The organism is Candidatus Krumholzibacteriia bacterium, from assembly GCA_035649275.1.
In the GTDB taxonomy this organism is placed as follows: domain Bacteria; phylum Krumholzibacteriota; class Krumholzibacteriia.
Map to the genome: position 1 here is coordinate 56,957 of DASRJW010000101.1, position 26,529 is coordinate 83,485.

17 protein-coding genes are annotated in these 26,529 nt (G+C 69.3%); 10 read left to right on the plus strand and 7 right to left on the minus strand.

Annotated features, from left to right (window positions below; all coding sequences use genetic code 11):
* Nucleotides 1-75 precede the first annotated feature (75 nt).
* Both VFE28_10195 and VFE28_10200 read right to left on the minus strand, forming a co-directional pair.
* On the minus strand, nucleotides 76-1,560 hold the full coding sequence (locus VFE28_10195; GenBank protein ID HZM16364.1) for a hypothetical protein: 1,485 nt from the start codon (nucleotides 1,558-1,560) through the stop codon (nucleotides 76-78).
* Between the two features lie 93 nt (nucleotides 1,561-1,653).
* Nucleotides 1,654-3,027 carry a methyltransferase gene (locus tag VFE28_10200; protein HZM16365.1) on the minus strand — a complete coding sequence of 458 codons (1,374 nt, stop codon included), beginning with the start codon at nucleotides 3,025-3,027 and terminating at the stop codon, nucleotides 1,654-1,656.
* Nucleotides 3,028-3,335: 308 nt separating this feature from the next.
* On the opposite strand from VFE28_10200, the gene VFE28_10205 reads away from it, so the two are divergent.
* From VFE28_10205 to VFE28_10220, 4 genes are read left to right on the plus strand one after another with little or no spacing between them, the layout of a single operon-like run.
* A complete protein-coding gene (locus tag VFE28_10205) occupies nucleotides 3,336-4,088 on the plus strand; it encodes a hypothetical protein (GenBank protein HZM16366.1) in 753 nt (250 codons plus the stop codon).
* A gap of 40 nt (nucleotides 4,089-4,128) precedes the next feature.
* Nucleotides 4,129-7,275: a PD-(D/E)XK nuclease family protein gene (locus VFE28_10210; protein ID HZM16367.1), complete on the plus strand. Its 3,147-nt coding sequence runs from the start codon at nucleotides 4,129-4,131 to the stop codon at nucleotides 7,273-7,275.
* The gene (locus VFE28_10215; GenBank protein HZM16368.1) at nucleotides 7,268-9,292 is read left to right on the plus strand and encodes a UvrD-helicase domain-containing protein; all 2,025 of its coding nucleotides are present in this window, start codon (nucleotides 7,268-7,270) and stop codon (nucleotides 9,290-9,292) included. Before VFE28_10210 ends, VFE28_10215 begins: the two co-directional genes overlap by 8 nt.
* 30 nt (nucleotides 9,293-9,322) lie before the next feature.
* On the plus strand, nucleotides 9,323-10,537 hold the full coding sequence (locus VFE28_10220; GenBank protein ID HZM16369.1) for a 3'-5' exonuclease: 1,215 nt from the start codon (nucleotides 9,323-9,325) through the stop codon (nucleotides 10,535-10,537).
* Nucleotides 10,538-10,889: 352 nt separating this feature from the next.
* On the opposite strand, the gene VFE28_10225 is transcribed toward VFE28_10220, so the two are convergent.
* Together VFE28_10225 and VFE28_10230 are read right to left on the minus strand one after the other, a co-directional pair.
* Complete coding sequence (locus VFE28_10225) at nucleotides 10,890-12,272, minus strand: OmpA family protein (protein HZM16370.1); 1,383 nt, start codon at nucleotides 12,270-12,272, stop codon at nucleotides 10,890-10,892.
* A 180-nt stretch (nucleotides 12,273-12,452) separates the two neighbouring features.
* On the minus strand, nucleotides 12,453-13,244 hold the full coding sequence (locus VFE28_10230) for a class I SAM-dependent methyltransferase (protein HZM16371.1): 792 nt from the start codon (nucleotides 13,242-13,244) through the stop codon (nucleotides 12,453-12,455).
* A gap of 93 nt (nucleotides 13,245-13,337) precedes the next feature.
* On the opposite strand from VFE28_10230, the gene VFE28_10235 reads away from it, so the two are divergent.
* Together VFE28_10235 and VFE28_10240 are read left to right on the plus strand one after the other, a co-directional pair.
* A complete protein-coding gene (locus VFE28_10235; GenBank protein ID HZM16372.1) occupies nucleotides 13,338-13,916 on the plus strand; it encodes a hypothetical protein in 579 nt (192 codons plus the stop codon).
* Nucleotides 13,917-14,063: 147 nt separating this feature from the next.
* A complete protein-coding gene (locus VFE28_10240; protein HZM16373.1) occupies nucleotides 14,064-15,782 on the plus strand; it encodes an acyl-CoA dehydrogenase family protein in 1,719 nt (572 codons plus the stop codon).
* Nucleotides 15,783-15,788: 6 nt separating this feature from the next.
* On the opposite strand, the gene VFE28_10245 is transcribed toward VFE28_10240, so the two are convergent.
* Entirely contained in the window at nucleotides 15,789-16,367 is a 579-nt protein-coding gene (locus VFE28_10245) for a phosphatase PAP2 family protein (protein ID HZM16374.1), read from the minus strand.
* Between the two features lie 379 nt (nucleotides 16,368-16,746).
* On the opposite strand from VFE28_10245, the gene queE reads away from it, so the two are divergent.
* The 3 genes from queE to VFE28_10260 are packed head-to-tail and all read left to right on the plus strand — an operon-like array spanning nucleotide 16,747 to nucleotide 21,415.
* Entirely contained in the window at nucleotides 16,747-17,397 is a 651-nt protein-coding gene (queE, locus tag VFE28_10250; protein ID HZM16375.1) for a 7-carboxy-7-deazaguanine synthase QueE, read from the plus strand.
* A gap of 1 nt (nucleotide 17,398) precedes the next feature.
* Nucleotides 17,399-18,763 carry an aspartate aminotransferase family protein gene (locus VFE28_10255; GenBank protein HZM16376.1) on the plus strand — a complete coding sequence of 455 codons (1,365 nt, stop codon included), beginning with the start codon at nucleotides 17,399-17,401 and terminating at the stop codon, nucleotides 18,761-18,763.
* A 15-nt stretch (nucleotides 18,764-18,778) separates the two neighbouring features.
* Complete coding sequence (locus tag VFE28_10260) at nucleotides 18,779-21,415, plus strand: acyl-CoA reductase (protein HZM16377.1); 2,637 nt, start codon at nucleotides 18,779-18,781, stop codon at nucleotides 21,413-21,415.
* Here the strand turns inward: VFE28_10260 and VFE28_10265 are convergent.
* Together VFE28_10265 and VFE28_10270 are read right to left on the minus strand one after the other, a co-directional pair.
* Nucleotides 21,402-22,751 (minus strand): hypothetical protein, encoded by a 1,350-nt coding sequence (locus VFE28_10265; GenBank protein ID HZM16378.1) that lies wholly within the window; start codon nucleotides 22,749-22,751, stop codon nucleotides 21,402-21,404. The two genes, VFE28_10260 and VFE28_10265, sit on opposite strands and share 14 nt — an antisense overlap.
* 287 nt (nucleotides 22,752-23,038) lie before the next feature.
* On the minus strand, nucleotides 23,039-25,108 hold the full coding sequence (locus VFE28_10270; GenBank protein ID HZM16379.1) for a thioredoxin domain-containing protein: 2,070 nt from the start codon (nucleotides 25,106-25,108) through the stop codon (nucleotides 23,039-23,041).
* A gap of 718 nt (nucleotides 25,109-25,826) precedes the next feature.
* Between VFE28_10270 and VFE28_10275 the strand changes: the two genes are divergently transcribed.
* Nucleotides 25,827-26,525 carry an alpha/beta hydrolase-fold protein gene (locus VFE28_10275; GenBank protein ID HZM16380.1) on the plus strand — a complete coding sequence of 233 codons (699 nt, stop codon included), beginning with the start codon at nucleotides 25,827-25,829 and terminating at the stop codon, nucleotides 26,523-26,525.
* Nucleotides 26,526-26,529 lie beyond the last annotated feature (4 nt).

Genomic DNA, 26,529 nt, shown 5'->3' on the forward strand with positions numbered 1-26,529 from the left:
TCGCCTTCGATGCAACGGCCTCCCTCAGTGGAGGCCGTTCTCGTGCTGGGGGCGCTCTCCGCTCGGACCTGAAGATCAGAAGCTTCCGCCACCCACCTCGATCACGTAGGTGAACCGCTCCACCGGCAGCAGCCCCGAGGCCTGCAAACCGGCTCGCACTCCCCAGAAGTCCGTGAGCTTGGAGAGGAAGGACAGCTTGGAGTGTCGGATGTTGGCGCGGAACTTGATGCCCGTCTCCAGCGCCCCATATCGCCGCTTCTCGTTGAGGTCGTTCTCGTCACTTTCGTAGCCCAGGGAAAAATAGCCATCCAGCCAGCGTGAGGCGGACGGGGTGTACAAGAGCGTCCAGCCGAAGTCGCGCAGGCCGTCGTCCATGAAATAGAGGCGATTCACGATCCAGCCGCCGGTCAAGGGATCGGAGAAGTGCCAGAAGATGAAGAGCGGGAAGGTGGTACTGAACCCGGCGCGGCCATCCATGCGGAAGGCGAAGTTCACCGACTTGACGAACGACTCCTGCGTGATCCAGTTGCCGAAGTTCTTGATGTCCCTGGCGGACGACACCGCGGGCCACTCCGGGTCGCCTTTGTCGGCGATGAAGGGCACCAGGGCGGGATCGTCCTTGGCCAGGTCGGGGCGCGGGAAAGGCCGCAGCTCGTACTGGGCGGAGCCGCCGGCGTACACGCCGCGCTTGGTGTAGCCGTCGCGCAGTGGGCTGTCCTCCGGGAGAGGCGGGAAGACGCGGTACGGCGGGGTGCGCACCTTGGCGAACCAGGACTGGAAGCTGCCGGCGAAGAGATGGCCGCCGCTGATGATGTCCCGCACGCCCCAGGCATCGTTGGCGCGCCGGTTGACGTCGTAGCCCGGGGTGTAATAGCCGTCGCCATTCTTGTCGGTGCAGCCCGCGTGTTTGCCCTCCTCCACCAGCACGGTCATCGGAAAACGCGTGTCCTGGTCGACGCCGAGAGTGTTGTCGTACCAGAGGACGCCGTGGGCCTTGCACTTCACCGTGGCGATGATGATGGAGAGAGGGCAATCGTTGCACTGGGGGCGCGCCCACACGACGAGCTTCATCTCGGTCGATTCGACGTCGTGGTGGTGGCCGCCGAATCCTGCTTCCGACGGGTAGTAATAGAAGTAATCGAGATCGATCCCCGCGACGGCCTTCAGGTTGAGCACCCCTTGGCCACGGTCGTCCGGGGTGGGGAAGTAGCCTGCACCGCTGTAGTTCAGGCGCCGGAGGAGGGTGCGCACCCGGTAGTACACCAGCGGAGCATCGGGGGCGGCCTCGAAGGGGAAGGAGGTGGGCATGCGGATGTCCGTTCCCTCGGCCCCGGCGAGGAGTGGCTCGTCGGGAGAGAACCAGAGAATCGGTGCACAATAGGCCGCCAGCTTCGCGAGGGTGATGAGAGAGTCCGTACCCGTCCACACGATGGCGTCGTAGGGGGAGTATTCGCAGCAGGGAATCTTGTTGACGTCGAAATCCACGTGGCGCGCCGCCTGAGCGGTGCCGAAGGCCGGGAGCAGTGCGAGAAAAGAGAAGAGCACGGCTCGTGGCTGCATCGATGTCCTCCCGATCGAGGCAGTGTAGCGATTGCCGTGCACTCGTGGTGGACGAGTGCTGACGAGCGAAGTCCGGTCGAGGGCGCCAAGGGGTCAGCGCGAGGCGCGGGGGCGGCGGGAGCGGCCGGGGCGGGAGCTGCCCCCGGAGCGTGGAGAGCGCGGGGGCCTGGCGTTCTTGGCTCGCGACCGAGGGCGCGATGCCGCCCGGGTCCTTCGGGCGTGGATGCCGCGGGCAGGGCCACGGCTTGGGCTCGGGACGCGCGTGGCCCCCGGCCTGGGAGCCTGTGCGCCGGCTCGGGGCGACGCCTGCGCCGGCAGCGTGGTGCCGGCGGCGGCCGATGGTGCAGCGCCCTTCGTGGCGGGCGCGAAGGGGGCCGCAGGTGGAAGCGACGAGGCCACTGCGCCGGCAGCCGGTTCCCTCTTGGCAGCCGGCCGGGGCAAGAGGACGAGGGCTCGCTTTCCGGGCCGGAGCGCCAGCACCAAGGACACCGGCGAGGGGGGATCCAGCGGCAGCTCGGTGGTGTCGGTGAAACCAGCGCGCTGCAGCCAGCGGGAGATCTCGTCGAAGCTGTAGGTACGGCCGTCGGTGGTGAGCAGCATCTCCAAAGCGAAGAGCGCGCCGTTCTGCGGCTCCGTGTGATCCCCGCTCATGACGTGATCCTTCACCATCACCAGCGCCCCCGGCGACAGCACCTCGTACACGTTGCGGAGCAGCTGCAGATTGGTCGCCTCCGTCTCCGCATGGAGGATATTGGACAGCAAGGCCACGTCGTAGGGGCCGCCGGGAATCTTTTCGCTCCGGTAGTCCGCTGCCTGCACCTGCACCCGACCGGTGAGATCGAACTCCCGTAGGATGCGCCGGGTGATCTCGAGGGTGGCCGGCAGGTCCACCACCGTGGCTTCGAGCTGCGGGTTGGCGCGGCAGAACAAGGCGGCATACGTCCCCGGACCGCCGCCGAGGTCGAGAAGGGTGCGACAGCGCACGAGCGAGATGACGCGGGCGAGCCAGCGCGCGTCACCACGGGCCAGGGCCAGCTCGTGCATGCCGCGGATGAAATCCTCCAGCTCGGCATTCGCTTTGTCGATCGGCACGGGCTTGCAGACCGGCTTGCCCGTTTGCAGCGCCTCCATGAGCCGGCCCCAAGCGCTCCAACTCCGGGCCTGGTGTCGTATCAGGTGGCCCATGTACTTGGGGCCGGAGCGGGAGAGGTAGGTGTGGCTCACCGGAGTATCGAAGAAGCGCTCCGACTCCTTGCGCAAAAATCCGAGAGAGGTGAGGGCGTTGAGCAGGAGCTCCAAGGCCTCGGGCTGCACGTCCAGGTGGCTCGAAAGCTGGGCCGCCGTCTTGCCCTCGTTGGCGAGGGAGGTGAAAAGGTCGAGGTCGACCGCCATGTGCAGGACCCGCGAGGCGGTAAAACCGTTGACGACCTGGCTCACTCTGAGGTAAGGCTCCGCCGCGCGGTTCATGCCCTCCTCCTGGGTCTAGCTTCCGCAGTGACTGTGGGTTGGGCGGACAGGGCGGTGTCAGGAAGGATGCTAGCATCCAGGGTCCTCCCGGGCAAGGCGACCAGCCCGAGCCCCGGCAACGCTGCCCAGCCAGATGGCAACCATCTTGCGTTCTCGCGCTGCACAGCCACGAAGCGGTCCCAGGGGGAGCCAGGGATTCTTCGGCAAAATATTGATTCTGTTTCGATTGCAATGATCTGAGTGCACCCGTCGGGCGGCGCGAGCGAGCGGCCCGGTGTGCAGATTCGAGTGGCGGGAGGGCCAAGCGCATGCGGGTGGAGCGGGTGGTGCGATTCGCGGGCCTCGTCCTCGTCCTCCTCTTCCCTCTCTTGAGCGTTCTCCAACTGCGCGACACCGATCGGCCCTGGCGGGAGACGGCGCGGCGGGCGCGACCCTCGGTCCTGGGCCTGCTGCGACCCGTGGAAGCCGGCTTCCAGTTCGCCCATTGCGGCGTGGTCATCCAAGTCGACCCGGCCCGGCTCGTCGTCCCCGGACCCGTCTCCTCCCCGTTGCTCAGTCGGCACGGCACGGCGCTTCTCGAGTGGCGGCCTCTGTTCACCGACGTGCACGGCGAGTTCACCGTCTTCGAGGTGGCCCCGGACTCCGCTCGGGCCGCCGCCGCCCTGGCCGCCACCGCCGCCCTCGTCCCGGCAAAGCTCGTCTTCGACCCGAGCGGCAACCTCACCGAGGACGTGGAAGCAGCTCTGGTGGCGCCGAAGGAAATGGCGGAGGAACCTCTCTGGGTCGGCGTTCTCTCTGTCGGACCCGGGAAGTCAGGACGACTCGGTTACTATTCCAGCTTCCTCACCCCGATCAGCAGCACGCAGCAGTGGCCAGCGAGCACTGCCTTCGCCGCCGGCGAGCCGGAAATCGACCCGAAGCTGCTGGGTGCCCCGTTCGTCGACGCGGAAGGCACCGTGGTCGCCATTTTTCTCGATCGCGGCGCCCACGGCGTGCACGCTCTGCCCCTCGAGATCGTGGCGCAAGCGTTGGCGCTGCTGCAGTTGCAAGCCGCCCAGTAGAGAACTCGCGACCTCGAGGCGCCGCGGCTAGAATGCGTGCATGCCGACGCGTGCACCGCGCCGTTGCTTTCGCGAGGCGCCGTTCCATCCCGATCTGCAGGCGGGACTCCTGCGTGACCTCGACACGGCCCGGCAGACGGCGCCGCTCACCCCGCTCCGCGTCCTCGTGCCGCAGCCCCGCCTCGGCCCGCATCTGGCGCAGGCCGCAGCAGCCGCTGGTCTCGGCCCCTTGCCGCTGCAGTTTTTCTCTTGGCCCGAGCTGGCAGCGACGCTGACTGCAGCGGCGCGCTGGGGTGAAGAGCGCCAGCGCCTGGCGCCGGCGGGTGCGGCGGCGCTGGCGCGGTGGGTCCTGGGACGGGAGAAGCGACCCCCTGGTTTCTTCGCGCAGGCTCTCGACCAGCGCGGCTTCCGCGCCGCCATGCTGCGCTGCTTCGATGGCTTAGCCGCCGCCGGTTTGGTGCGAGCCCGCACCCTGGAACGCTTCCTCCTCCAGCACGGCGCCGATCTCGGGCCGCGGCTGCGCCACGTCTTCGAGCTCGCCATCGGCCAGCGCCGCTCGTTCGAGTCCCATTTCGATGACGATGCGGCCCTGCTGGAGCGGGCGGCTGGTCTGGAACCGCCGCACCTGTCGCTCGGTGGGAGACTGTGGATCTACGGCTTCGAGGCCCTGAACGTGCTCGAGCGCCGGCTCCTCCTGACCTTGGCGCGGGACGAAGAGGTCGACTTGGAGATCTACTGCCCGCGTGGGGCGGCGACTCGACTGGTGGACTGGCTGCAAGAGGAAGGCTTCCAACCAGTTCCCGTACCGGCCGCTCCTCCTGCTGCGGCCGTCGAGATGCAGATTCTTTCGGCCCCTGGCGAGGAGGCGGAGGCAAGGGAGGTCGCCCGGCGGCTCCTGCGCGCCGCCGATCGAGAGGTGCCTTTCGACCGCATGGCGGTGGTGACACGCACGGCCGCGGCGCTGCCTCTCTTGGCGGAAACGCTGGAGCGGACCGGCGTGCCCATCACCGCACCCACGCTCTTCGCCCTCGCCTCGCGGCGTTCCGGCCGCGCCCTCTCGCGTCTCCTCGATCTCGCCGACGGCGAGTTCGCCACCACCCCGGTGCTGGAGTTCCTCCTCCTCGTTCCGGCGCGCTGGCAGGAGTGGGCCGGCATCGCCGCGGACCCGGTGCCCTCGGCGTGGGAACGGGTGGCGCGACGCGCCGGGCTCGGCGTCGGCATCGAAGCCTGGCGCCGGCAGCTCAGGCGGGAGCGACAGGCGCTCCTGGACAGCCGGCCGCCGGAGGCGGAGGCACCCTCCCGTACGGCGCTCGCCGCAGCGGCGGCTTGCGCCGAGCTGGCGCAGGTCGCAGAAGCCCTCGTAGCGGAGCTGCGCCGTTTCCCGGCTCGGGCGCGCTGGAGCGAGTTCGCCGCCCTCACGGCGGAGTGCGTGGAGCGCGTCTTTGTCGACACGGAAGAAACGCGGGCCCTGCGCGCCGCACTCGCCGCACTCGCCGCTTTGGACGCGCTGCCGGCGCCGCGGCCGTCGCGCTCCGACTTTCGCGAAGCGCTGCGCCACCTGCTGGGGGAAGCGCGGGTGCCGGCGCCGGCGTCGCGACCGGGCGGCGTCACTCTCGGCACCGCGGAGGAGCTCTACGGTCTGGATTTCGACGTGCTCTGCCTCGCCGGTCTGCAAGAAGGCGAGTGGCCCGGGCCGGTCGCCGAGGATCCCGTTCTTCCCGACCGGGATCGCGCCGTCGTCGGCGACAAGAGCGGCCTGCCCGGTGCGCTGCCGCTGCGTGCCGACCAGCTCGAGCGGCAGCGCTGGCTCTTCCAGGCTGCGAGCGCCGGCGCCCGCCGCCAGCTGGTGCTCGGCTACGCCCGCCTCGACCCGGCGACGGGGGCGGCGCGGTTGCCCTCCGAGTTGCTCCTCGAGCTGGCGGAAGGGCGCGAAGGTCGCCGCCTCGATTACGAAGACTTCGCCCGACTTTCCTGGTGCGAGCGCGTGCCGCTGCGCCGTCGCGAGACGCCGTCGGCCGGACCCATCCTCTCGCTGGAGGAATTCGACGACATCGCCGTGGCGGCGCTGCCGCCGCCGGCAGCGCGGCGCTACGTCCGCCTGCTGGGCCCCGGGCCGGCGCGCGGCCTCGCCCTCGCCGCTTCCCGGCAGGTGCGCCGGCGCTTCACCGCTTTCGACGGTCTCCTCGCCGACGCAGCCCTGCGGAGCGAGCTCGCAGGTCGGGTGCGCTCGCAGCCTTTCTCCGCCTCGCAGCTGGCGCTGTACTCCACCTGCCCGTTCAAGTTCTTCCTCCGCCAGCAGCTGCGGTTGGAACCGCTGGAGCGTGAGGAGCGTCGCGAACCCTCCGCGCTGGAGGTGGGCATCCTAGTCCATCGAATCTTGGAAGCCTTCCATCGTGGTCTCGAGTCGGACGATGTCGATTTCGAAGCGGCCAGCTTCGCGACCCTGCGCGAGCGCTTGCTGCAAGCGGCGAGCACCTGCTTCGCCGCCCGCGAGGAGACAGGAGCGCAGCGGGCGACGCTGCTCTGGGACATTCGCAAGCAACAGCTCCGCGACGATCTGGTGCGCTTCCTGCGCCAGGAGCGGCAGCGGGCGGCGGAAGATCCGGGCTGGGTGCCTTGGCGTTTCGAATTCGCCTTCGGCCCCGAGGGGCCGGTGTCGCCGGCGGTGCAGCGCGGCGCCGATGCCTTGCGCTTGCGCGGCAAGATCGACCGCATCGACCGGCACCTGCGCCACCCGGGCCTGCGCGTGGTGGACTACAAGAGCGGCCGGGCCCGCGCCGGAAAACGCGAACCCGGGGCGGTGCAGCTGGTGCTCTACCTGCTCGCCGCCAGCCGCGGCGACACGGCTTGCCTGGAGCACAGCGAGGGCCGCTTCGTCCACGTGACCCGCCGCGGTGGCTTCGAGGTGCAACGCCTGGCTGGCACGCGGGTGCTGGCGCGGCGAGCGGACTTCGACACCCTGGTGCGGGAGGTGGCGGCCGGGATCGAGGCAGGAGAATTCTTCCCGCAGCCGGGGGAGAACGGGGTGCATTGCCGCGCCTGCGACTATCGCGGTCTGTGCGACGCCCGCATCCAGCGCCTGGTGCAGCGCAAGTCGGCGAGCCGGCAGGACGCACGCTGGCAAGCGTTGCCCGACTTCGGCCTGGAGCTGCAGACGCTCGGGAAGGGAACGGAGGACGATGACTGACACGCTCCTTCCCGAAGACTGGAAGCCCGCCGATCAGGCGGTGCGCACCCGCATCGTGGAGAGCCTCGATCGGCCGCTCGTGGTGGAGGCGGGAGCGGGTACGGGCAAGACCACACTCCTGGTGGCGCGGCTGCTGCACGCGCTGGAGAGCGGCGTCGCCGACATGGCCGGCATCGTGGCGATCAGCTTCACCGAGAAAGCGGCGGGGGAGCTGCGGCTGCGCTTGCGTCAGGCGTTGGAGACGCGCGTGCCCGCTGCGCCGGCGGCGGCGCAGGCGCGCCTGCGCCGAGCCCTCGGTGAACTGCATCGGGCGCAGATCTCCACCATCCACGCATTCGCCTCGAGCCTGCTGCGTGAGCGTCCGGCGGAAGCGCGACTGGATCCGCAGTTCCGCGTCCTCGACGAGCTGGAGGCGCTGCAGCTGCAGCGCGATTTCTGGCGTCGCTGGGTGGACCGCGAGCTGGAGGATCCGCGCGGCGCCGAGCTGCTGCGCGCCGCGCTGCAGACCGGCGTGCGCCTCGACCCGGATCTCGAAGGCGTGGTGCGCGCTCTCTACGACAATCGCGATCTCGCCGAGGTGGTGCGCTTGCCGCCGGAGACCGAGGCCCTGGAAACGCGTCTGCAAGCCTTGCGACAGGAAGTGCGCGACAGCTGGCAACACGCCCAGGACCACTGCCGCGATCGGAACGACCGGGGCCGGTTGCATCTCGAACAGCTGGCACAGCGTTTCGAGGCGCTCGAAGACCTCGATCACGAGGCGTGGCCCGCGTTCTTCCTGCAAGGAACGAGCGTCAAGCCCGGGCTCGGTCGGCGCGAGTCCTGGATTCCTGGTGGCCTGGAGACGAGCAAGGCGCTGCGGCAAGCGCTGCAAGCACGGCTCGAGGCGCTGCAGCAAGATCTGGCGGGACGAGTGCTGCGGCGCTCGCTGCTCTGGGCGCGACGCTTCCTGGCGGCGTACGCCGAGGAGAAGCGCCGGCTCGGAGTGCTGGACTTCCAGGACTTGCTGCTCGAAGCGCGGGCCTTGCTGCGTGACGACCTGGCAGTGCGCCGTGATCTCGGCCGGCGCGTGCGGATGCTCTGCGTCGACGAGTTCCAGGATACGGATCCGTTGCAAGCCGAGCTCGTGCTCTACCTCGCCGAAACAGGCCCCGCGGCGTTGTCCTGGCAGGATGTGCAGGTAGGGGCCCAGCTCTTCCTGGTGGGCGACCCGAAGCAATCCATCTATCGCTTCCGCCGCGCTGATCTCGACGTCTACGAACAATGCTGCGCCATCGTGCGGCGCTCCGGCGGCGAGGTCCTCGACGTGGTGCAGAACTTCCGCAGCCGGCCGGCGATCCTGCACTGGGTGAACGGCGTCTTCGCTTCCCTCTTCGGCGCCGGTGCGGCGCATCCACCGCAGCCGCGGCACGTCCCTCTGGTGCCCTTGCCCGCCGCCACCACCGGCGGGCCGGCGGTGTGGATCGTCCCTCCCGCGGCCGGGAGCGCCGAGAATGCCGATACCGCCCGGCGCGCCGAGGCGTTGGCCCTCGTCGCCTTCGTGCAACGGGCCCTGGACGAAGCCTGGCCGGTGCGCCAGGCGAGCGGTGCACGGGCACTGCAGCCCGGCGACGTGGCCTTCCTTTTCGCCCGCACCTCCGGCATCGAACACTACGAGGATGCTCTGCGCGCCGCCGGTCTGCCCTTCCGCCAGGAAGGGGGCAAGCTCTTCTTCCAGCGCCAGGAAGTGCGCGACGTGCTCCATGCTCTCGCCGCGATCGACGACCCCGGCGACGAACTGGCGCTGGCGGCGGCGTTGCGCTCACCGCTTTTCGGCGCCAGCGATGCGGCGCTCTGGCAGCATCGCCAGCGCTGTGGCCGCTTCGACTACTTGGCGCCGGCGCCGGAATCGCCGCTCCATGCAGCCCTCGAGACCTTCGCGGTGCTGCACGCCGAACGTCATGGCCGCGGCGTCGGCGGTGTCACCGCGCGCTTGCTCGAATGCACCGCGGCCCGGGCGGTGTACGGGGCGCAGCCCTAGGGCGACCGTGCCCTCGCCAACTTCGACACCTTGCTCCGGCGAGCCCGCGGCTTCGAGAACAGTCGCCCCGCCGGTTTGCGCGAATTCGTCAACGCCCTGCGCGATCTCGACGAGGAAGCGCCGCGCCTGGCGGAGTGGACGCCGGAGGAGGAGAACCCGGAGCAGGTGCGCCTGCTCACGGTGCATATGGCGAAGGGACTCGAGTTCCCCTGCGTCGTCCTCGCCAACCTCGCGGCGCGCGGCAATCCACAGCACGAGGCCATCGTCTACGACCGCGCCGAGGGCACGGCGGAGATGCGGTTGCAAGCCACAGATCTCGGTGCGGCGCTGCAGGCACCGGGCTGGGCCCCGCTCGCCACGCGGGAGCGCGAGCGCGAGCGCGCCGAGGAGAAGCGCTTGCTCTACGTCGCGGCAACGCGGGCGCGGGACTACTTGGCGGTGGGCGCCTTCGCCGGCCGGCGCGCCGAAGGCTTGTTGAAGGCGCTGCAGGAGGTCCCGGGAGCGCTGGGGGATGGCCCCCTCGGCGAGCTGCCAGCGCCGGTGCCGGCCGGGGCCACGACCCCCATGCAAGCGGCATGGTGCATCGTCCAGGCAGGAGAGCTGCGCCCCCCGGTGCGGAGTGCGCCCTCGCCGCGCCCGGCGGCCGAGGTGGAGGTGCTGCGCGAGACACGCCAAGCCTGGTCTGTGGCGCACGCGGCACTCTTGCGTCGCGGCAGCGAGCCTCGCGTCCGCCGCTGCACCGAGCCGGAGTGGGGGACGGCCCGGGGACTCGAAGCCTTGCTGCACGAAGTGCTGCGGCAGGTGCCTCTCGACGCCTCGGCCCCCATCCTCGGCGCCTGTGCCCGCGAGGTCGCAGCGCGACTCGGCGCCACGAGCCACATCGATGCAGCTCTCGCTCTCTTGCTGCCGTCTCTCGCTCTGCCGATCCACGCGCGGGCCCAGGCGGCGTCACAGCTCTGGCGCGGCACCCGACTGTTGCACGCCTCCGGCGCCGCCCTTCTCGAGGTGTGTCTCGATCTGGTCTTCCTGGAGGACCAAGGTGCGGTGCTGGTGGACTACGCCCTCCAGCTGGCGGACGACGCCCAGGCGGCAGGCGAGGCGCTGGCGCGCCGCGCTTTCGTCCTGACGCGAACCGGTGTCCCGGTGGGTGAAGCGGGGACGCTTTTCTTGTCGGCCGGAGTTTATGAGCCGCTGGCAGATCTGGGGGCGCGACTGGAAGCGGTGGGGCGGGAATTCGGCGCCTGACGGTTTCTCCACCACACCTGGTGGAAATCAGAGCAGGGGAGACCGGTGGAAATCGGAGGTGGGGAGACGGGTGGGAATCGGAGCAGGGAGAATCGGTGCGTTCAGAGGCAGAAAGCGCCGGGCGTGGGGCAGAATGGAAAGGGCGGGAGATCGCGGCGGTTCTCGGTCGCATCCATCGACCCATCCCCGCACCACACGTGACGCACTTCGCCGAGGACCTCGCCTCTCCCGCCCATTTCCAGAGGGTCGTCTCGTCTCGCAATCTGCAAGATCGGGACCAGACGTCGGGACCCTGGGGCGGGGCGCCCAGGCGTCCGGCCCCAGGCGGGACCGGACGCCCTGACGCAACCTCCTAGTGCGGCTGCTGCTGCTCCTGCTGCTGCTGCTGTTGCTGCTGCTTCTGCGAGTCCTGGATCTGACGCAGCTCCTCGCGGTTGAGCACGGTGAGCTCGACGCGACGGTTGCGCGAGCGGCCCTGCTCGTCCACGTTCGAAGCCACGGGCAGTTCCTCGCCATAGCCGTGCACGCGCAGCTGCGAGCTGCTGATCTGCGGGAACTTCCACAGCAGATAGTCCGCCACTGCCTGAGCGCGGCGCTCGGACAACTTGGCGTTCGTCGCGTTGCTGCCCCGCGAATCGGTGTGGCCGCCCACCTCGATGCGCAGCTGCGGCCAGCGCGACAGCACCTCGCCGGTCTCGTCGAGGACGGCGAAGCTGGAAGGATCCAGCTGCGCGCTGCCGGTGATGAAGTTGACTCCCTGCAGGCGGAGCTTGCCGGTGTCGAGCATCTCGTACTCGAGCTGGGAGATCTTGCAGCCCGAGGCGTCGACGCGCGTACCCGCCGGCGTGTCCGGGCAGTTGTCGAGGCCGTCCACCACGCCGTCTTTGTCCCCATCGGTGGGACAACCGCGGGCGTCCACGACCGCGCCGGCCACGGTGGCGGCGCACACATCGATGCCGTCGAAGACGCCGTCGCGATCCGCGTCGGCGGGGCAGCCGGAACCATCCACGCTGGCTCCCGCCGGCGTGGCGCTGCACAGATCGAGGCCGTCCCAGATGCCGTCGCTGTCGCCGTCGGTCGGGCAGCCCTTGGCATCCACGGTGGCGCCGTTCGGCGTCGAGGCGCAGAGATCACGGTTGTCGGCCACGCCGTCACCGTCGATGTCGCCATGCTTGCGGGCGAAAGGCAGAACGAGACGCGCGCCGATGGCGGTGTTCTGCATCACGTTGTTGGTGCCGCTGCTGCGCGTGCCGAGCATGAGCTGCCAGGCCTCGAGGCGCACACCGAGGCCGCTCGAGCCCACGATCTTCAGGCCTCCGCCGATCTGGGCGAAGGGATCCTGGATGGCGCCTGCCGCGTCGGTGCTCATGTCCTCGGCGTAACCGCCGCCGATGGTGATGAAGGGCCGGACGTGCGCGTGGCTGGTGAGATCGAGGGAGAATCCCCCGCTCACCATCCCCAGGTCCCGCTGCACCGGCTCGACGGTGGTGGGGAGCTCGAAGCGCGACCAGCCGCCCTGGGCCTCGAAGGCGATCCGCGGCGACAGGGCGATGCCGAGCCGCGCCCCGACCAGGGGCGAAACACGTTCGGTGAAGCCGAGCTGCTCGTCCACCACGAGTGCACCGGCATACGGGCTGAATTCGAGGTTCACCCTCTCGATCCGCGCCGCGGCGCTCGAAACACCGAGCAGCGCGCAGCCGGCCAGAGCGAGAAGGATCCGGGTGCTCTTGTTCATCGCCTACCTCTCCATCTGGGCTCTGCGCGTCCGACGCGCCCGGAGGCGGTCGTTCCGCGCGCTTCCACTGTGCTGCGCCCGACGTCGCGTGTGGACCGGGCTGCTCGCATCGGGTTGGCAAGAGCCGTTCCGCCATACGGCGATTTCTGGCGTGAAAGGACAGGAAAGGGGCGGCGGCGCTCAGTGGCGCCGCGCGACGCAGACGAGATCCGTGGACGATTGCGGCTGGAAGGGATTTCCGCACAAGTCTCCGTACCAGACGATCGATTCGAAGCCGGCCTGGTGGAGCTCTGGCTCCAGTTCGTCGCGCTGCCAGCCTCGTAGCGTCGTGACGTGGCTGGAAACCACCTCCACCGGCACCGCTGCCTCCGGTCGCAGGCGAAGCGTGGTGGGGAAGAACTGCAGGCGGCGGTCCGGGAGATGGCGCAACAGGCGAAGGAAGACGATCTCGCCCTCTGCATCGGGGCGGAACTGCAGGGGCAGATGGCGCTCGCCTTGGGCCAGGCGCGCGTAGTTGAGGATCTGGATCACCCAGGCGCCGCCCGGTCGCAGCGCCGCATGGACACCGCGACACGCTGCTGCCAACTCTTTCGCTTCCTGGAGATGGACGAGTGTGTTCCCCAGACAGAAGGCGGTGCCGAAGCGCTCTTCTCCCAGCGCTTCGTGGAGGCGGACGAGATCGCCGGCGACGAAGCGAGCGCTGGTGCCGGCGGCGCGCGGGCGCGCCTGCTCGAGCTGCGCCTCGGAGCGATCCACGCCGAGGACGCGGTAGCCGGCGCCAGCGAAGTGCAGCGCATGCTCGCCGGTGCCGCAGCCCAGATCGAGGAGGCTCGGCTCGGGTCCTTCCTGCAGCACCTGCAGCAGGAAGGGGCCTTCCCGCTGCAGGCGCTCGGGCCAGGCGAAGAGCCGGCCGTACTGCAACTTGGCGTACGGGTCCGAGGCTTCTGGTACTTGTGGTCCAGTGTCGCTCAAGCGGGCTCCCGGGAGGGCGGCGACCACGGGACTCGCGCCGCCGCCAGAGTGATGTTATATTTCCCCGGCGCTGCGGGAGCAAGGAGACGAAGCATGGGGAAAAGACTGCAGGCGGGGGCCGGGTTCATGGGCGCGGGACTCGCTTCCCTGCTCTTCCTCCTCCCGGCCTGCGAGGACACCCAGACTTTCGCCCGCGTGGAGCGCCGCACTCTGACGGTCGACTCCTTCCAAAGACGGCCCGTCGACGGTGGTACTCGGGTGGAGGTCTTCGTCTCGGTTCCAGAGAAGGATCACCCCGAGATTCTGGTGAACTGGACGAATCTGAGAGGCGAGATCGAGGTGGAGGCGTACGTCCTCGCGCGTTCGGTGTACGCCGACCCGGCCAACGCCGGCAAGCCTCTCGCCGTGCTCGCCCAGGAGCAGACGGATCTGCAGAATCAGGAGCGCGAGGACGCCAAGCAGAACCAGCAGCCGCCACCGCCGCTCCGGATCCTCTGGCCGCAGCTGCCGGACGAACAGCCACCCTACGGCGAGACCCGGCCGACCCAGCTCCATCTCCACCCCGATCCGGGCGAGTGGGTCGTCGTTTTCTACAACCCCTTCGGTCCCGGTCCGACCAACCGGGCTTCCCTGTCGGCGAGCATCGAGCTCTCCTTCTACTCCATCCCCTGAGGGGAAGGCGCGTTCCCCCTCTGCAGACTCGACACCAGAGAAGGCTCGACACCTCTCTCGACCCTATGATGGTGGCGCCCTGGTCCTTCCCGCTCGCGGCGGCCTGATCCTTGCTGCTCCCCAGGCGGTCTCGAGGAGGTGCCCTTGATGTCACGGAGCTTCGCGCGCGGCGCCTTCACCGGCGAGCTGTCCCAAGATCTCCTCTTCCCCTTCCCCAGCATGGGTCCGGACGAGGCCGAGGTCGTCCAGATGCTGCGCGAGTCCATCCGCAAGTACGCCGCGGAGCACATCGACGACGCCCGGATCGATGCCGAGGGTGCCATCCCGCGGCAGGTGCTGGACACGCTCGCTGGTCTCGGCGTCATGGGCATCATCATCCCGCCGGAGTATGGCGGCAGCGGTCTCAGCGTCACCGCCTACTGCAAGGTGCTGGAAGAGATCTCCCGCCATTCCGCCGCCGTGGCCGTGACCGTGGGGGCGCATCAGTCCATCGGCATGAAGGCCATCATCCTGTATGGCACGGAGGCGCAGAAGCATCGCTTCCTGCCCGCCCTGGCGGCGGGGGAGAAGTACGCCGCCTTCGCCCTCACCGAGCCCGGCGCCGGCAGCGACGCCGGCAGCATCCAAACCAGCGCCGTCGCCGACGGCGACGCCTGGGTGTTGAACGGCACCAAGCAGTGGATCACCAACGCCGGCTTCGCCGACGTCTTCACCGTCTTCGCCAAGGTGGACCTGCCGAGCGCGCGGAACGAAAACCAGAAGGTCACCTGCTTCGTCGTCACCCGCGACCTGCCTGGTGTCGTCATCGGGCCGCCGGAGAAGAAGATCGGCATCCGCGGTTCGGAGACCAACGAGGTGCACCTGGAGAACGTGCGGGTGCCGGCGGACCACCTCCTCGGTGAGGTGGGCGGCGGCTTCAAGATCGCCATGGGGGTGCTGAACGAGGGCCGCTTGGGTCTCGCCACGGGGTGCGTCGGGGCTTCGCGCCAGCTGATCGAGCTGGCGGCAGAGTTCGCCCGGCAGCGCCGGCAGTTCGGCCACGCCATCGCCGAGTTCGAGCTCGTCAAGGACAAGCTCGCCGAGATGAGCACGCGCACCTGGACGGTGGAGAGCGCCACTTATCTCACCGCCGGCATCGCCGACCGCGGCCTCAAGGACTTCAGCCTGGAGGCGGCGATCTGCAAGATCCTGGGCAGCGAGACCCTGTGGTTCGTGGTCAACGAGGCCCTGCAGATCCACGGCGGCAACGGCTTCATGGAGGAATACCCCTTCGGCCGCATGTTGCGAGACGCGCGCATCAATCTCATCTTCGAGGGCACCAACGAGATCCTGCGTCTCTTCATCGCTGGCATGGGGCTGCGCGGGCCCGGCGAGGAGCTGCAGCTGGTGGCGCGGGCGCTGCGCCATCCAGCCCGTGACTTCGGCGTCCTCTCGCGCTACTTCGGGCGCCGGGTGGAGCAGACCTTCCTGCGCGAGCGCCTGCGGGACATCCACCCGGAGCTGGCGGAGTGCGCCAGCCGCATCGAGACGGCAGTGCACCGCCTGCCCGGCCATGTCGAAGGCTTGCTCCGCCGCCACGGCCGTAGCTTCGTCGCCCGCCAGTACTTGCTGCGGCGCATCGCCGACGTGGTCATCGACACCTACGCCATGGTGGCGGTGACGTCCCGCACCGACACGTTGCTCAAGGCCGGGGCCTCTTGCGCCCAGGAGCTCGCCATGACCCGCTCCTGGTGCAATCGCGCTTCGCGCCGGGTGCGGCGGAACCTGCGCGGTCTCGTCGTCAACGCCGACGCGCTCACCACCGAGGTGGCCGATCGCATCCTCGGCGAGACGCCCTGGTTCCAGCGCAACGAGTCGCAGGGCTAGTCTTTCTCACCTTGCGGTCGAGGCAGAAACCTGCCGGCGCCGCAGCGCGAGCGCGCCGCGGTAGAGACCGCGCACGACGCAAGCCGCCAGAATCCCCACCAGGAACCCCACCAGTACGTCGCCAGGATAGTGCACGCCGACGTAGACACGGGAAGTGCCCACCAAGAGCGCCCAGCCACCCAGATAGGGTGCTGCCCGTGGGTAGAACCAGGAAAGGTGCAGCGCCACGGCGCTGAAGTTGGCGGCGTGCGAGCTGGGGAGGGAGAAGGAGGAGCCACAACCGACGAGCAGATGCACAGCGGCCAAAGTGTTGCAGGGCCGTGGCCGATCCAAGAGGTCCTTGAGGAGGTTGCTGCTCAGCTGGTCGCTCAGCGCCAACAGCGGCACCACGAGGAGCGCCGCCGTGCGGCCGCGGGAGCCGCCGAAGAGCAGGAGCGCCGTCCACGCCACCAGGATCGGCACCTCCCAGTGGCCGAGCTCGGTGACGAAGGGCATGAGCCGATCGAAGAAGGCGTTGTGACCGCCATTGATCCAGCGGAAGAGCGCCGTGTCGATCTGCGCCAATGCAGCCAGCCAGTGGTCCACGACTTCCCCTCGACGAGGGTCCCACACCAGTATTTCCCAGCCTCAGGCGACGTCAGAGTCACTGCGGCGCCGAAAAAAAAGGTACCTCGGCTGTCCGAGGTACCTTTACCAGGATCCGGAGTGCCAATGGCACTCCATCACGGTCCTTGGATCGAGGACGAACTGCGAAGTTCGCGTTTGGCTCGATTCTTTTTTGGTCCTTAACCGCAGGGTTCGTCTCCCCCGCAGCGGAAACGTTAACGCTGCGCTGCCGAGAGGTCAAGCCCAGAATGATGGTCTCCTTCTTTTCACGCTCCCCTCCCGGACCGCCGCTGCCGGCACGGGCGTGACGAAGGCGCTATCATGAAAGGCTGCGCCGGCGAAGGGCGAGGGCGAGGCGATGTCGCATACGGAACTGCGTGTCAACGAGATCTTCTACTCCTTGCAGGGAGAGTCGACTCAGGCGGGCCGACCCTGCGCCTTCGTGCGCCTCACCGGTTGCCCGCTGCGCTGCAACTACTGCGACACCGAATACGCCTTCTACGAAGGCCGCTGGATGAGTCTCGACGCCATTCTGTATGAGCTGCATTCCTACCCCGTGCGGCTCGTGGAGGTGACGGGAGGGGAGCCCCTGGCGCAGCCGGCGGCGGTAGCGCTCATGCAACGACTCTTGGAAGAGGGCTACGAAGTGCTGCTGGAAACGAGCGGCGCCTTCAGCATCGCCCCCGTGCCAGCGCCAGTGCGCAAGATCGTCGACCTCAAGACGCCCGACTCCGGGGAGATGGAGCGCAACGACTGGTCCAACTTGAGCCTCCTCGCAGCGCACGACGAGGTCAAGTTCGTCATCCAATCGCGGCGCGACTACGAGTGGGCGCGGGACACGCTGCGCGAGCACCGCTTGCACGAGCGCGTGACGGTCCTGTTCTCACCCGCCTGGGAGAGCCCGATCCGCGCCGAGCTGGCGCAGTGGCTGCTGGAAGACGGCGTCCCGGCGCGCTACCAGCTGCAGCTGCACAAGCTCCTTTGGCCTGGCGTCGAGCGCGGGGTTTGACGTGGGGCCTCCCGACCTCCTGCCGCAGCTGCGCACCGAGGTGCCGGGACTGCGGTCGCGCCAGCTGGCGGCGCGCCTGCAGCGCGTCGAGTGCGCCGACACCACGTTCGTCGACGACACCTTCCCGCTCTTCTGGGAACGCGCCTCGGGCTGCAATGTCTGGGACGCCGACGGCAACCGCTTCGTCGATCTCACCGCGGCCTTCGGCGTCTGCATCCTGGGGCACACGCACGTGGTGCAGCGAACGGCAGTGCTGCGACAGGCCGGGCGCCTGGTCCATGCCATGGGCGACGTGCATCCCGCTGCTCTCAAGGTGGAGCTCGCCGAGCAGCTCGCCCGCCTCGCTCCTGCGGCCTTGGAGGTGGTGCTCTTCGGCAGCTCCGGCAGCGACGCCATCGAGGCGGCGCTGAAGACGGCATCTCTGGCCACGGGGAGGCCAGGCGCCGTCGCCTTCGAGGGCGCCTACCACGGTCTCGGCTACGGTGCCTTGTCACTCACCTGGAGGGCGCACTTCCGTGGCCCCTTCCGCGCTCAGCTCAATCCGCACGTCGTGCACTTGCCCTACCCGGGGCGCAGGCACGGGGCCGCGAGCTCGGGAGACGGAGCTCCGGTTGCCGTGCACCAGATCCTCGAGCGGCTCGACACCTTGCTGGGCAGTGACGCTGGTGAAGCGATCGGCGCCGTCTTTGTCGAACCGATCCAGGGCCGCGGCGGTGTCGTCGTGCCCGCCGCGGATTTCCTGCCGGGATTGCGCGAGATCTGCACCCGTAGAGGCAGGCTCCTCGTCGCCGACGAGATCCTCACCGGCCTCGGGCGCACCGGGAGTTGGTTCGCTTGCAGCCAGGCGGACGTCGTTCCGGATCTACTCTGTCTCGGCAAGTCCCTCGCCGGGGGGCTGCCACTCTCGGCTTGCATCGGTACGAAGGCGGTGATGCAATGCTGGGAGCGCTCGCGCGGCGAGGCGCGTCACACTCAGACTTTCCTCGGCAACCCGCTCGCCGCGGCGGTGGCGTCTGCCACGCTGCATCTCCTGGAAAAGGAGGACTGGCCCGCCCGGGTGGCGGAGCGCGGCGCCGTCTTGGGTGAGGAGCTCGCCGCGCTGCTCTCCGGTCGGGAAGGTGTCGTGGCGATCCGCGGCCGCGGCTTTCTCTGGGGTATCGAGTGCGGCGGACCGCACGGAGCGGATGGCGCGCGGGTGCGGGAGGTGGTGCACGCCGCTCTCCGGCGGGGCTGGATCCTCCTGCCTGCCGGGGACGAGGGCGAGGTGCTCGAGCTCTTACCGCCGTACGTGCTCGGTGCGGCACAATGGCGCGGGATGCTGGAGGTTTTGGACGAGCTGATGAGCCGCATCCCGGCCAGCGTCTGATCCAAGGGTCACCGCATGTTGGGTTCCGCTTCGCAGCAGCCAGCCGATGCCGAGAGCCGCGAGCTGGAAGCGGCGCTGCTCGAGTGGATGGCGTCGGCACCGGCGGGCTTCGTCGCGGCCGGCCCCACGCTCGCGGCCTGCTACGGTCTCGATACGGCAGCGATGCAAGCGCAGGAGCAGCGCTTCGAGAGCCTCGCCCTCGCCCTCTTCGCCTACCAGTACGAGCGTGTGGACACTTATCGCGCCCATGCCCGCGCCCTCGGTGCCTCGCCCTCGACAGTGCAGCGCGCGCAAGAGGTGCCGCCGCTTCCGGTCGAAGCCTTGCGCCACACCCGCGTCGCCACTTTCCCGGCCGAGGCGGAATGCGCCCGCTTCCACACCAGCGGCACCACCGGCCGGCCCGGCGTCGTGCACCTCGATTCGCTGGCGCTCTACGACCTGTCACTCGGGCGCAGCTTCGGACACCATGTGCTGCCCGACGTCGAGCGCATCCGCATGCTCTTCCTCGTCGCTCCCTGGAGCGAGACGCCGCACTCCTCCCTCGGCTACATGCTGGAGCAGGTGCGCCGGCGGTGGGGGACGCCAACGAGCGCGCCTTGTATCCGGGCCGGGCGCTTGCAGTGGAACGAGCTGCGCCAGGCTTGCGCCGAAGCCGTGGCGGCGGGCGAGCCCGTCTGCCTTCTCGGCACCGCCTTCGCTTTCGTCGAGATGCTCGATGCGGCCGCGGCCTCCCGTTGGTCGGTGCAGTTGCCCCCAGGGAGCCGCGTCTTCGAAACCGGGGGCACCAAGGGCCGGACGCGGGAGCTCTCGCGTCCCGCCCTCCGCGAGGCTCTTGGGCGTCACTTGGGCGTGCCTACGACACACGTGGTCTCGGAATACGGCATGACCGAGCTCGCCTCGCAGTACTACACGCTGTCGCTGCGCTCTGCTTTGCTGGGTACGGCTGCTGTCACCGACGAGGAGGTCTGGTCCATGCCTTTTTGGCTGCGCCCGCGACTCCTCGATGCGAGCACCGGAACGTGTCGCGCTCCTCACGAGGCCGGAGGTCCAGCCCTGCTGGCCCATCACGATCTCGGCAACCGCGCTACGGTGGCGCATTTCCTGACCGCCGATCTCGGCGAGGCCCGGGGCGCCAGCTTCATCCTCCACGGACGCTGCCCGCGCTCCGAGCTGCGCGGTTGCGGCCTCATGCACGAACACCTCGAACGCGACGGGGACGCGAAGAACCGGGACACGTCCCAGCGGGACACCACCAGGCGGGACACGGCAGACGCGGAAGCAGGTACCGCGCGCTTCCAGCCGGCGGAGTCCGACTTCGTGATCTTGCCCCACTCCTACCATCTGCCCGCTCGCCCCGCACCGGTAGGTTGGCGTCCGCTCGGCGCTTCGGAGCTGCAGGTTCCGGTTCTCGCGGCCGAGGGCGTGACGCATGCGTGGCAGGAGCTCGAAGCGGCGGCGACAGTGTGGAGGTCGCGCTCGTTCCCGGCGCGCCTCGAGCACCTCGCCGATGCCCTCGGGAAACTGCGCGCTCGCGGTCCGGGCCCGTGGCGGCAAGCTCTCGCCCTTTCGGCGGCACTGTCGCCCGCGGGCCTGGATGCTGCGTGGGAGGTGACCTTCGCGCCGCACGCTGCAGAATCTCTCGCGGCCGCATGGGCGCAAGAAGGTCTCGATGTCGCACGGCTGGAGCAGCTCGAGCGCGAAGGCCGCCTGCCCCGGCGTCTGGTGCACATCCTGGCCGGGAACGTCCTCCCACCCACGCTCTCCGTCCTGTTGCGTGGCTGGCTCTTGGGCGCGGCGCAGTGGCTGCGCCCGGCGAGGCGCGAGCCCCTGTTCGCGGTGTTCCTGCTCGAAGATCTAGCGACGCTCGTTCCGGAGTTGGCCGCCAGCACCGCCGTTCTCTGGTGGCCCCATGCCGAGGACGTCATGCAAACCGCCGTGCTAAGCGCCGCCGACCTGGTCACGGTCCAGGGCAGCGACGTGGCCATCGCCGCGGTGCAGAAGCAGCTGGCGTCGCTGCCCCGGCCGCCACGCTGTCTCGACTATGGCAGCCGCTGGAGTGGCGCCCTGGTGTCGATCCAAGGGCAGAACGCGGCGACGGCGGCGGCCCTGGCGCGGGATGTGGCGCTCTTCGATCAGCTGGGTTGTCTCTCGCCGACCTTGGTCTTCGCCGAGGCGGGCCCGGGACTGGAAGCGTGGTGTGCCACACTGGCAGCAGCGTTGGCGTCGGTGGAGAAAGAGTGGCCGCGTGGCCCTCTTCCCGCCACGGCGCAGGCGGCGCTTCGGCACTGGCACGAGACCGTGCGTCTCGAACAGGCTCTGGGCGCAGTGCACGGTTTCTGGGAGCAGTCGATCCTCTGGGGCGTGGTGCTCCTGCGGCGCTGCGAGACCCACGACACGCCGCTCGATCGCCATGTGGTGGTGGTGCCGTTCACCGACGTGAAGGAGATCGCCGCGGCGCTGGGAGAGGAACTCGGTCGCCTGCAGGGACTCGCCGTCGCTCTCGAGGGGTGGGAATCCAGCCGCCGCGACGTCGCGCTCGAGGTTCTCAGGCCTTCTCGCCTGGCGCCGGTAGGGGAATTGCAGCAGGCGCCGCTTTCCTGGGCGCAGGATCACCGCGCCCCCTTCGCGAGTCTGCTTCTCAGCGGACGGTGAGGCTGATGCCGGCGAAACCGGGGCGGATGATCCCGGTGCGCTTCTGCCCGTTGGTCTCCGATTGGATGATCTCGACGTCGGAGATGGTGTAGATGGCGCCCAGGTACACCCGGGGGGCGAGGGCATAGCGCAACTTGCCAGTGATCGAGATACCCGCATCGGTCTCGCCGATGGTGTTGAAGGCGGCGTAGCCGATGAGCGCGGCACCGCCGACGGGACCGATCTCGTAGTCCAGTCCGGCGTTGAGCGAGCCCCCGTTGACCGCGGGCGCGTCGCCGGCGCTGAAGGCGGCGAAGGCCATTTCGTTCAGCAACAGCAAGTGCCAGAGCTTCTGATTGAAGGAGAAGTACAAGCCTGGCTGGGTGCGGGGGTTCCCCAGGGGATCACGCCCACCGAAGAAGGCGACCGGACCGCCTTCCGGCAGGAGCTCGAAGTTCCCTGGCTCGTAGCTGGTGTTGTAGCCCTCGTAACCCGCGCCGAGCATGGTCACTTCCTGCCCCAAGGCCCAGGACGCCGGCGCCGGATCCAGGGCGATCTCGCGGTCCACCGGCACGGGTTTGCGCTCGACCCGTCCGCTGGCGGCGAGCGAGGCCTCGTCGGTGATTCGCCGCGGCGGGTAGGTGTCGTGCGGTTCCTTGGCTCCCGCCGCCAGGAGCGGCAGGGTGTTCTCCCCGGGCATGCTCGCCGGGCCGGTGACCGGTGGCGGCACCCCTGCACCCAGGCTCTGCTTCGCCACCCGCTCGCGCAGCCGGCGCTCGTAGGCCTGGACGACGGGAGTCGTGACCTGCAAAGCGACGGCCGTGTCCGCCGTGGCGATCTCAGCGACGACGGCGCTCAGGTCGCGCTTGCGAACGTTCGGGAACACGGCGACGTTCTCTTCCGGATGCTGCACATCGAAGGGCCCGTACTCGGGGACGCCGCCGGGATACTTGTCGCCCTGGTTGAGGACGAGGAAGGGGCGCCAGTAGTCGCGCTTGAAGCCCTCTTCCGTGGCGTCGGTGCACAGGAAGTAGAGCTGCCGGGCAACGTCTTGCACGTCGTGCCGGTTCACGTACACCTGGAGCAGGTTCGAGGAGCCGGGGACGTTGCTGAAGGGGATCGATTCCCGCAGCTTCTTGTAGCGCTCGACGCGAGCGTTCAAGTCGTCGACGCGGGCTTTTTCTCCCTTGTACTCGATCCGGCGCCGCTCCAGCTCCTCGCGCTGGCGCTGGATCTCGTCGGGGTTGGGCTGCGGCTGCTGGGCCCACACGACCGCCGCGGTGAGCCAGGGAAGTGCGCAGAGGAGCGCCGGGAGCGCCCGCCCCGGAAGCTGCTCCAGTGTGCGGCGTTCGCGCATCGAGAGACGACCTCCGCGGGCGGAAGTTCTTCCGATCACGGCCATGGCGTGCAGGCGATGTGCCCCCCGGCGCAGCAAGGCGGGGTGGGCGGCGACCGAGCGGGGCCATGGTAGCACACCACCGGCGCTGCCCAGCCGGCACCGCTGCTCTCGGGCCGGGGCGGATCCGGTTGCAAGGAAACGCATCTTCCCGGGCGGCGCAAGCCCCATCGCGCCCGCTGGTGCCCGCCCGGCTCCGCCACTTCGGCCCGAAGCATGGAGCCCCGGACACCGCCGCAACGATGCCGCTATGCCGACTCCCGCGCTGGGCTCAAGACCGCCTTTTCCAAGGCCTGCCGTACCTGGTCCGCGCGGGTGACCGGGGCCAGACAGACATGCTCGCGGCAGACGTAGACGGCGGGCTTGTCGCCCACGAGGCTGCGGCCCTGGAGGAGCGCGAGCTCAGGGGCGGAGCCTGCGTCCGGCCACCCCGCCACGACCTTGTTCGGAATGTAGGGGGCGAAGACGGCGCGCACCAAGGCGGCGGCCTCGTCGCCTCGGCCGGCCACGGCGACCTCGCACGCAGGCCCCAGGTACAGATCGAGGGCGCAGAGCATTTCCCCCATGGCGGTGCTGGCTTGCCGCAGCTCCATGCCTTGAGCGCGCAGGTTGCGCTCCGCCCTTTCCCGCCAGCGCTCCTCGCCGGTCAGCAGGCCGAGTCGGAGCAGGTTCCCGGTGTGCACCGAGCCGCCGGAAGGTGTCGAGGTGTCCAGGGAATTGCGCGCTGCCGCCGGCAGCTTCTCGTGCTGGCTCCCGGTGTAACGCCAGCCTCCGGCACCATCATCGAACTCGGCGTCCAGGCGCGCGCTCCATTCCTGCGCCAGTTCGAGCCAGCGCGGTGCGAAGCTCGCTTCGTAAAGATCGAGGAAAGCAGCGATCATGCACGCCCAGTCGTCGAGGAAACCGGGGCCGGAGGTGCGGCCCTGCCGCAGGGTGCGAAAGGGGCCTTGCGGGCCGTGGCGCAGAATCAGCTCGGCGGCGGCTTCGGCGCGGGCCCGATACTCCGGCAGCCGCAACACGGCATGCGCCTGGGCGTAGGCGCGGATCATGAGGCCGTTCCAAGCGGCGACGACCTTGTCGTCCAGTCCCGGTCGGACGCGGCGCGCGCGGGCCGCCAAGAGCTCGCGCCGGCCGGCCTCGACGACATTCTCCAGCGCTGCCTCCGTGATCCCGAGCTCGGCGGCGACGAAAGAGGCAGCCCGCGGCACCCATAGGATGTTGGTGTGCGCCTCGAAGTTTCCCGACCCCGAGACGCCGAAGTAAGTGCAGAGCACCCGCGCGGTCTCGGGGCCGCAGGCCGCCTCGATTTCCGCTGGGGTCCAGACGTAATACTTGCCTTCGGCGCCTTCGCTGTCGGCGTCCAGGGCGCTGTAGAAGCCGCCGTCGGGGCCGGTCATTTCACGGCTCACCCAGTCGAGGATGCGGGTGCAGACGTCGCGGAAGAACGGCTCGCCGCTCACCTGGAACGCTTCCAAGTAGGCCCGTGCGAGCAGGGCGTTGTCGTAGAGCATCTTCTCGAAGTGCGGCACGAGCCAGCGCGCGTCGGTGGCGTAGCGATGGAAACCGCCCCCGAGCTGGTCGTGGATGCCGCCGGCCGCCATGCGGCGCAGCGTCTCCAAGGCCATGGAGGTGGCGTTCGAGTCGCCGCTCCGCCTGCCGTAACGGAGCAGGAAGGACACATCCATGCTGTGCGGGAACTTCGGCGCGCCGCCGAAGCCGCCATGCGCCGGATCGTAGAGCCGTTCCAGAATGGCGAAAGCGCCGCGGAGGATGTCGCCATCCGGGGTCTCCGCCTCTGCCGGCGGGCGGGACGCTTGCAGCGCCGACACCACCTGCTGCGCCGTGCGTGCCACATCGCCGCGCCGCTCCTTGTAGGCGTCGGCCACCAGCTGTAGCACGGTCTTGAAGCCCGGCATGCCATGCCGCGGTCCGGGAGGGAAGTAGGTGCCGGCGAAGAACGGCTCGAGTTGGGGGGTCAAGAACACGCTCATGGGCCAGCCGCCGTGCCCGCCGGTGAAGAGTTGCACCGCCTGCATGTAGATGTCGTCGATGTCGGGGCGCTCCTCCCGGTCCACCTTGATGTTGATGAAGAGCGCGTTCATGAGTGTCGCCGTCTCCGTATCGGCGAACGACTCGTGCTCCATCACGTGACACCAATGACAGGACGAGTAGCCCACGCTGAGGAAGATGGGCTTGTCCTCCTGGCGTGACCGCGCCAGGGCGGCTTCCGACCAGGGATACCAGTCCACCGGGTCGTAGGCATGCTGCAAGAGGTAGGGACTCGTGGCCTGAAGGAGCCGGTTCGTAGGCCGTTCCATGGGGCGCCTCCTGCGGCGGCGGTCGGCCCGCGCGCGGGCCAGGGGCGGCGAACCGGATGAGGCACCCTAGCATCCGGGGAGAGGAAAAGGAAGCTCCGGGGTAAGAATGAAGCGGCGGCCGTCGAGTGGGCGGCCGCCGCAGCGCGTGGATCGCGGGTCAAGGAGATGCTACGTGAGCGAGCGCCAGAGACACACGCAACCGACGAGTGCCAAGGCACAGGCTACGAGCAGTCCGAGGGAGCGCTTCTTCTCCTGCACTTCCTCGAACTCGATCTCGAAGTTCATGGTCTTCTCCTTGGCTCGCGAAGAACTCGTCGTTGCCGGTTCTTGGCGCCGGCGCCTGGAAAGAGGGCAACCCGCGTGCCATCCCGCGGCGAGGACGTCGGGGGAGGGCGAAGGTAGCGGCGGGAAGCCCGCTGCGACGCCGCGCGAGCGGAGCGCCCCGGTCCCTTGCAGGCGCCGCGAAACGACGTGCATGATCGGCGCGACCCTGGGAGGTCGTCCCTTGCTCTCTCGGCTCGAGTGCGGTGTGCGAGCGCGGCGGCAGGCGCGGCGATTCGTGCCCGTGGGTCCCGGCGGTGCCGCGCTGCGCTTCGTGTTTTGCGGCGCCGCCCTGTTGGCAGCACTGCTGTTTGCAGGACCAGCACGGTCTGCAGCCCCACAGGTGCCGACTCCCCCAGCGCCGAAACCGGTGCGGACCACGACCTACTCCGGAGACGTGGAACTCAAGGTGATCGTGCACGAGTGGCGGACCGCAGGAGTGCGCCGCCGCGTTTTCGTTCTCTTGCCGCCGGACTACACCGAGAGCGGCACGCGGCGCTACCCGGTGCTCTACGCTCTCGACGGACAAGATCTCTTCGACGCCGCCCTCGCCGCGGGGAAGGAAGAGTGGACGCTGGACGAGATCCTCGCTCGCCAGCCCGAAGGCCTGCAGGAAATGCTCGTCGTCGCCGTCGAGACGACCGGCGATGTCCACGAGCTCTCACCGCCGGGGGCGGAGGCCCAGGCCCACGGCGATTCCCTTCTCGACTTCCTGGTGGACACGGTGCGGCCTTTTGTCGAGAGCACCTATCCCGTGCGCACCGGGCGCGGCAACGCCACGCTCCTCGGCTTGGGGCGGAGCGCCCTCTTCGCCACCTGGGCGGCGTGGGTGCGCGCCGATCTCTTCGGGGGGGCCATCGCGCTCGACTGTCCGGACCTGGACGCGACCTCGGTGGCTTGGACCGCGGCGCCGCCCCGCGGCGGACGACCCTGGTTTTGGTACGAGCAGCGCGCCACGGAGAAGGCGCGTCCGAGCAGCACCGATGTGATCGCGGCGCTGTCGCGGCAGGCGGAGGTCCAGGTGGTGGTCGCTGGAACGCAGAGCAACCGCACCTTGCGACTGCTGACCGCGCTCCGCGCCTGGTCGCAGCACTGAGCCG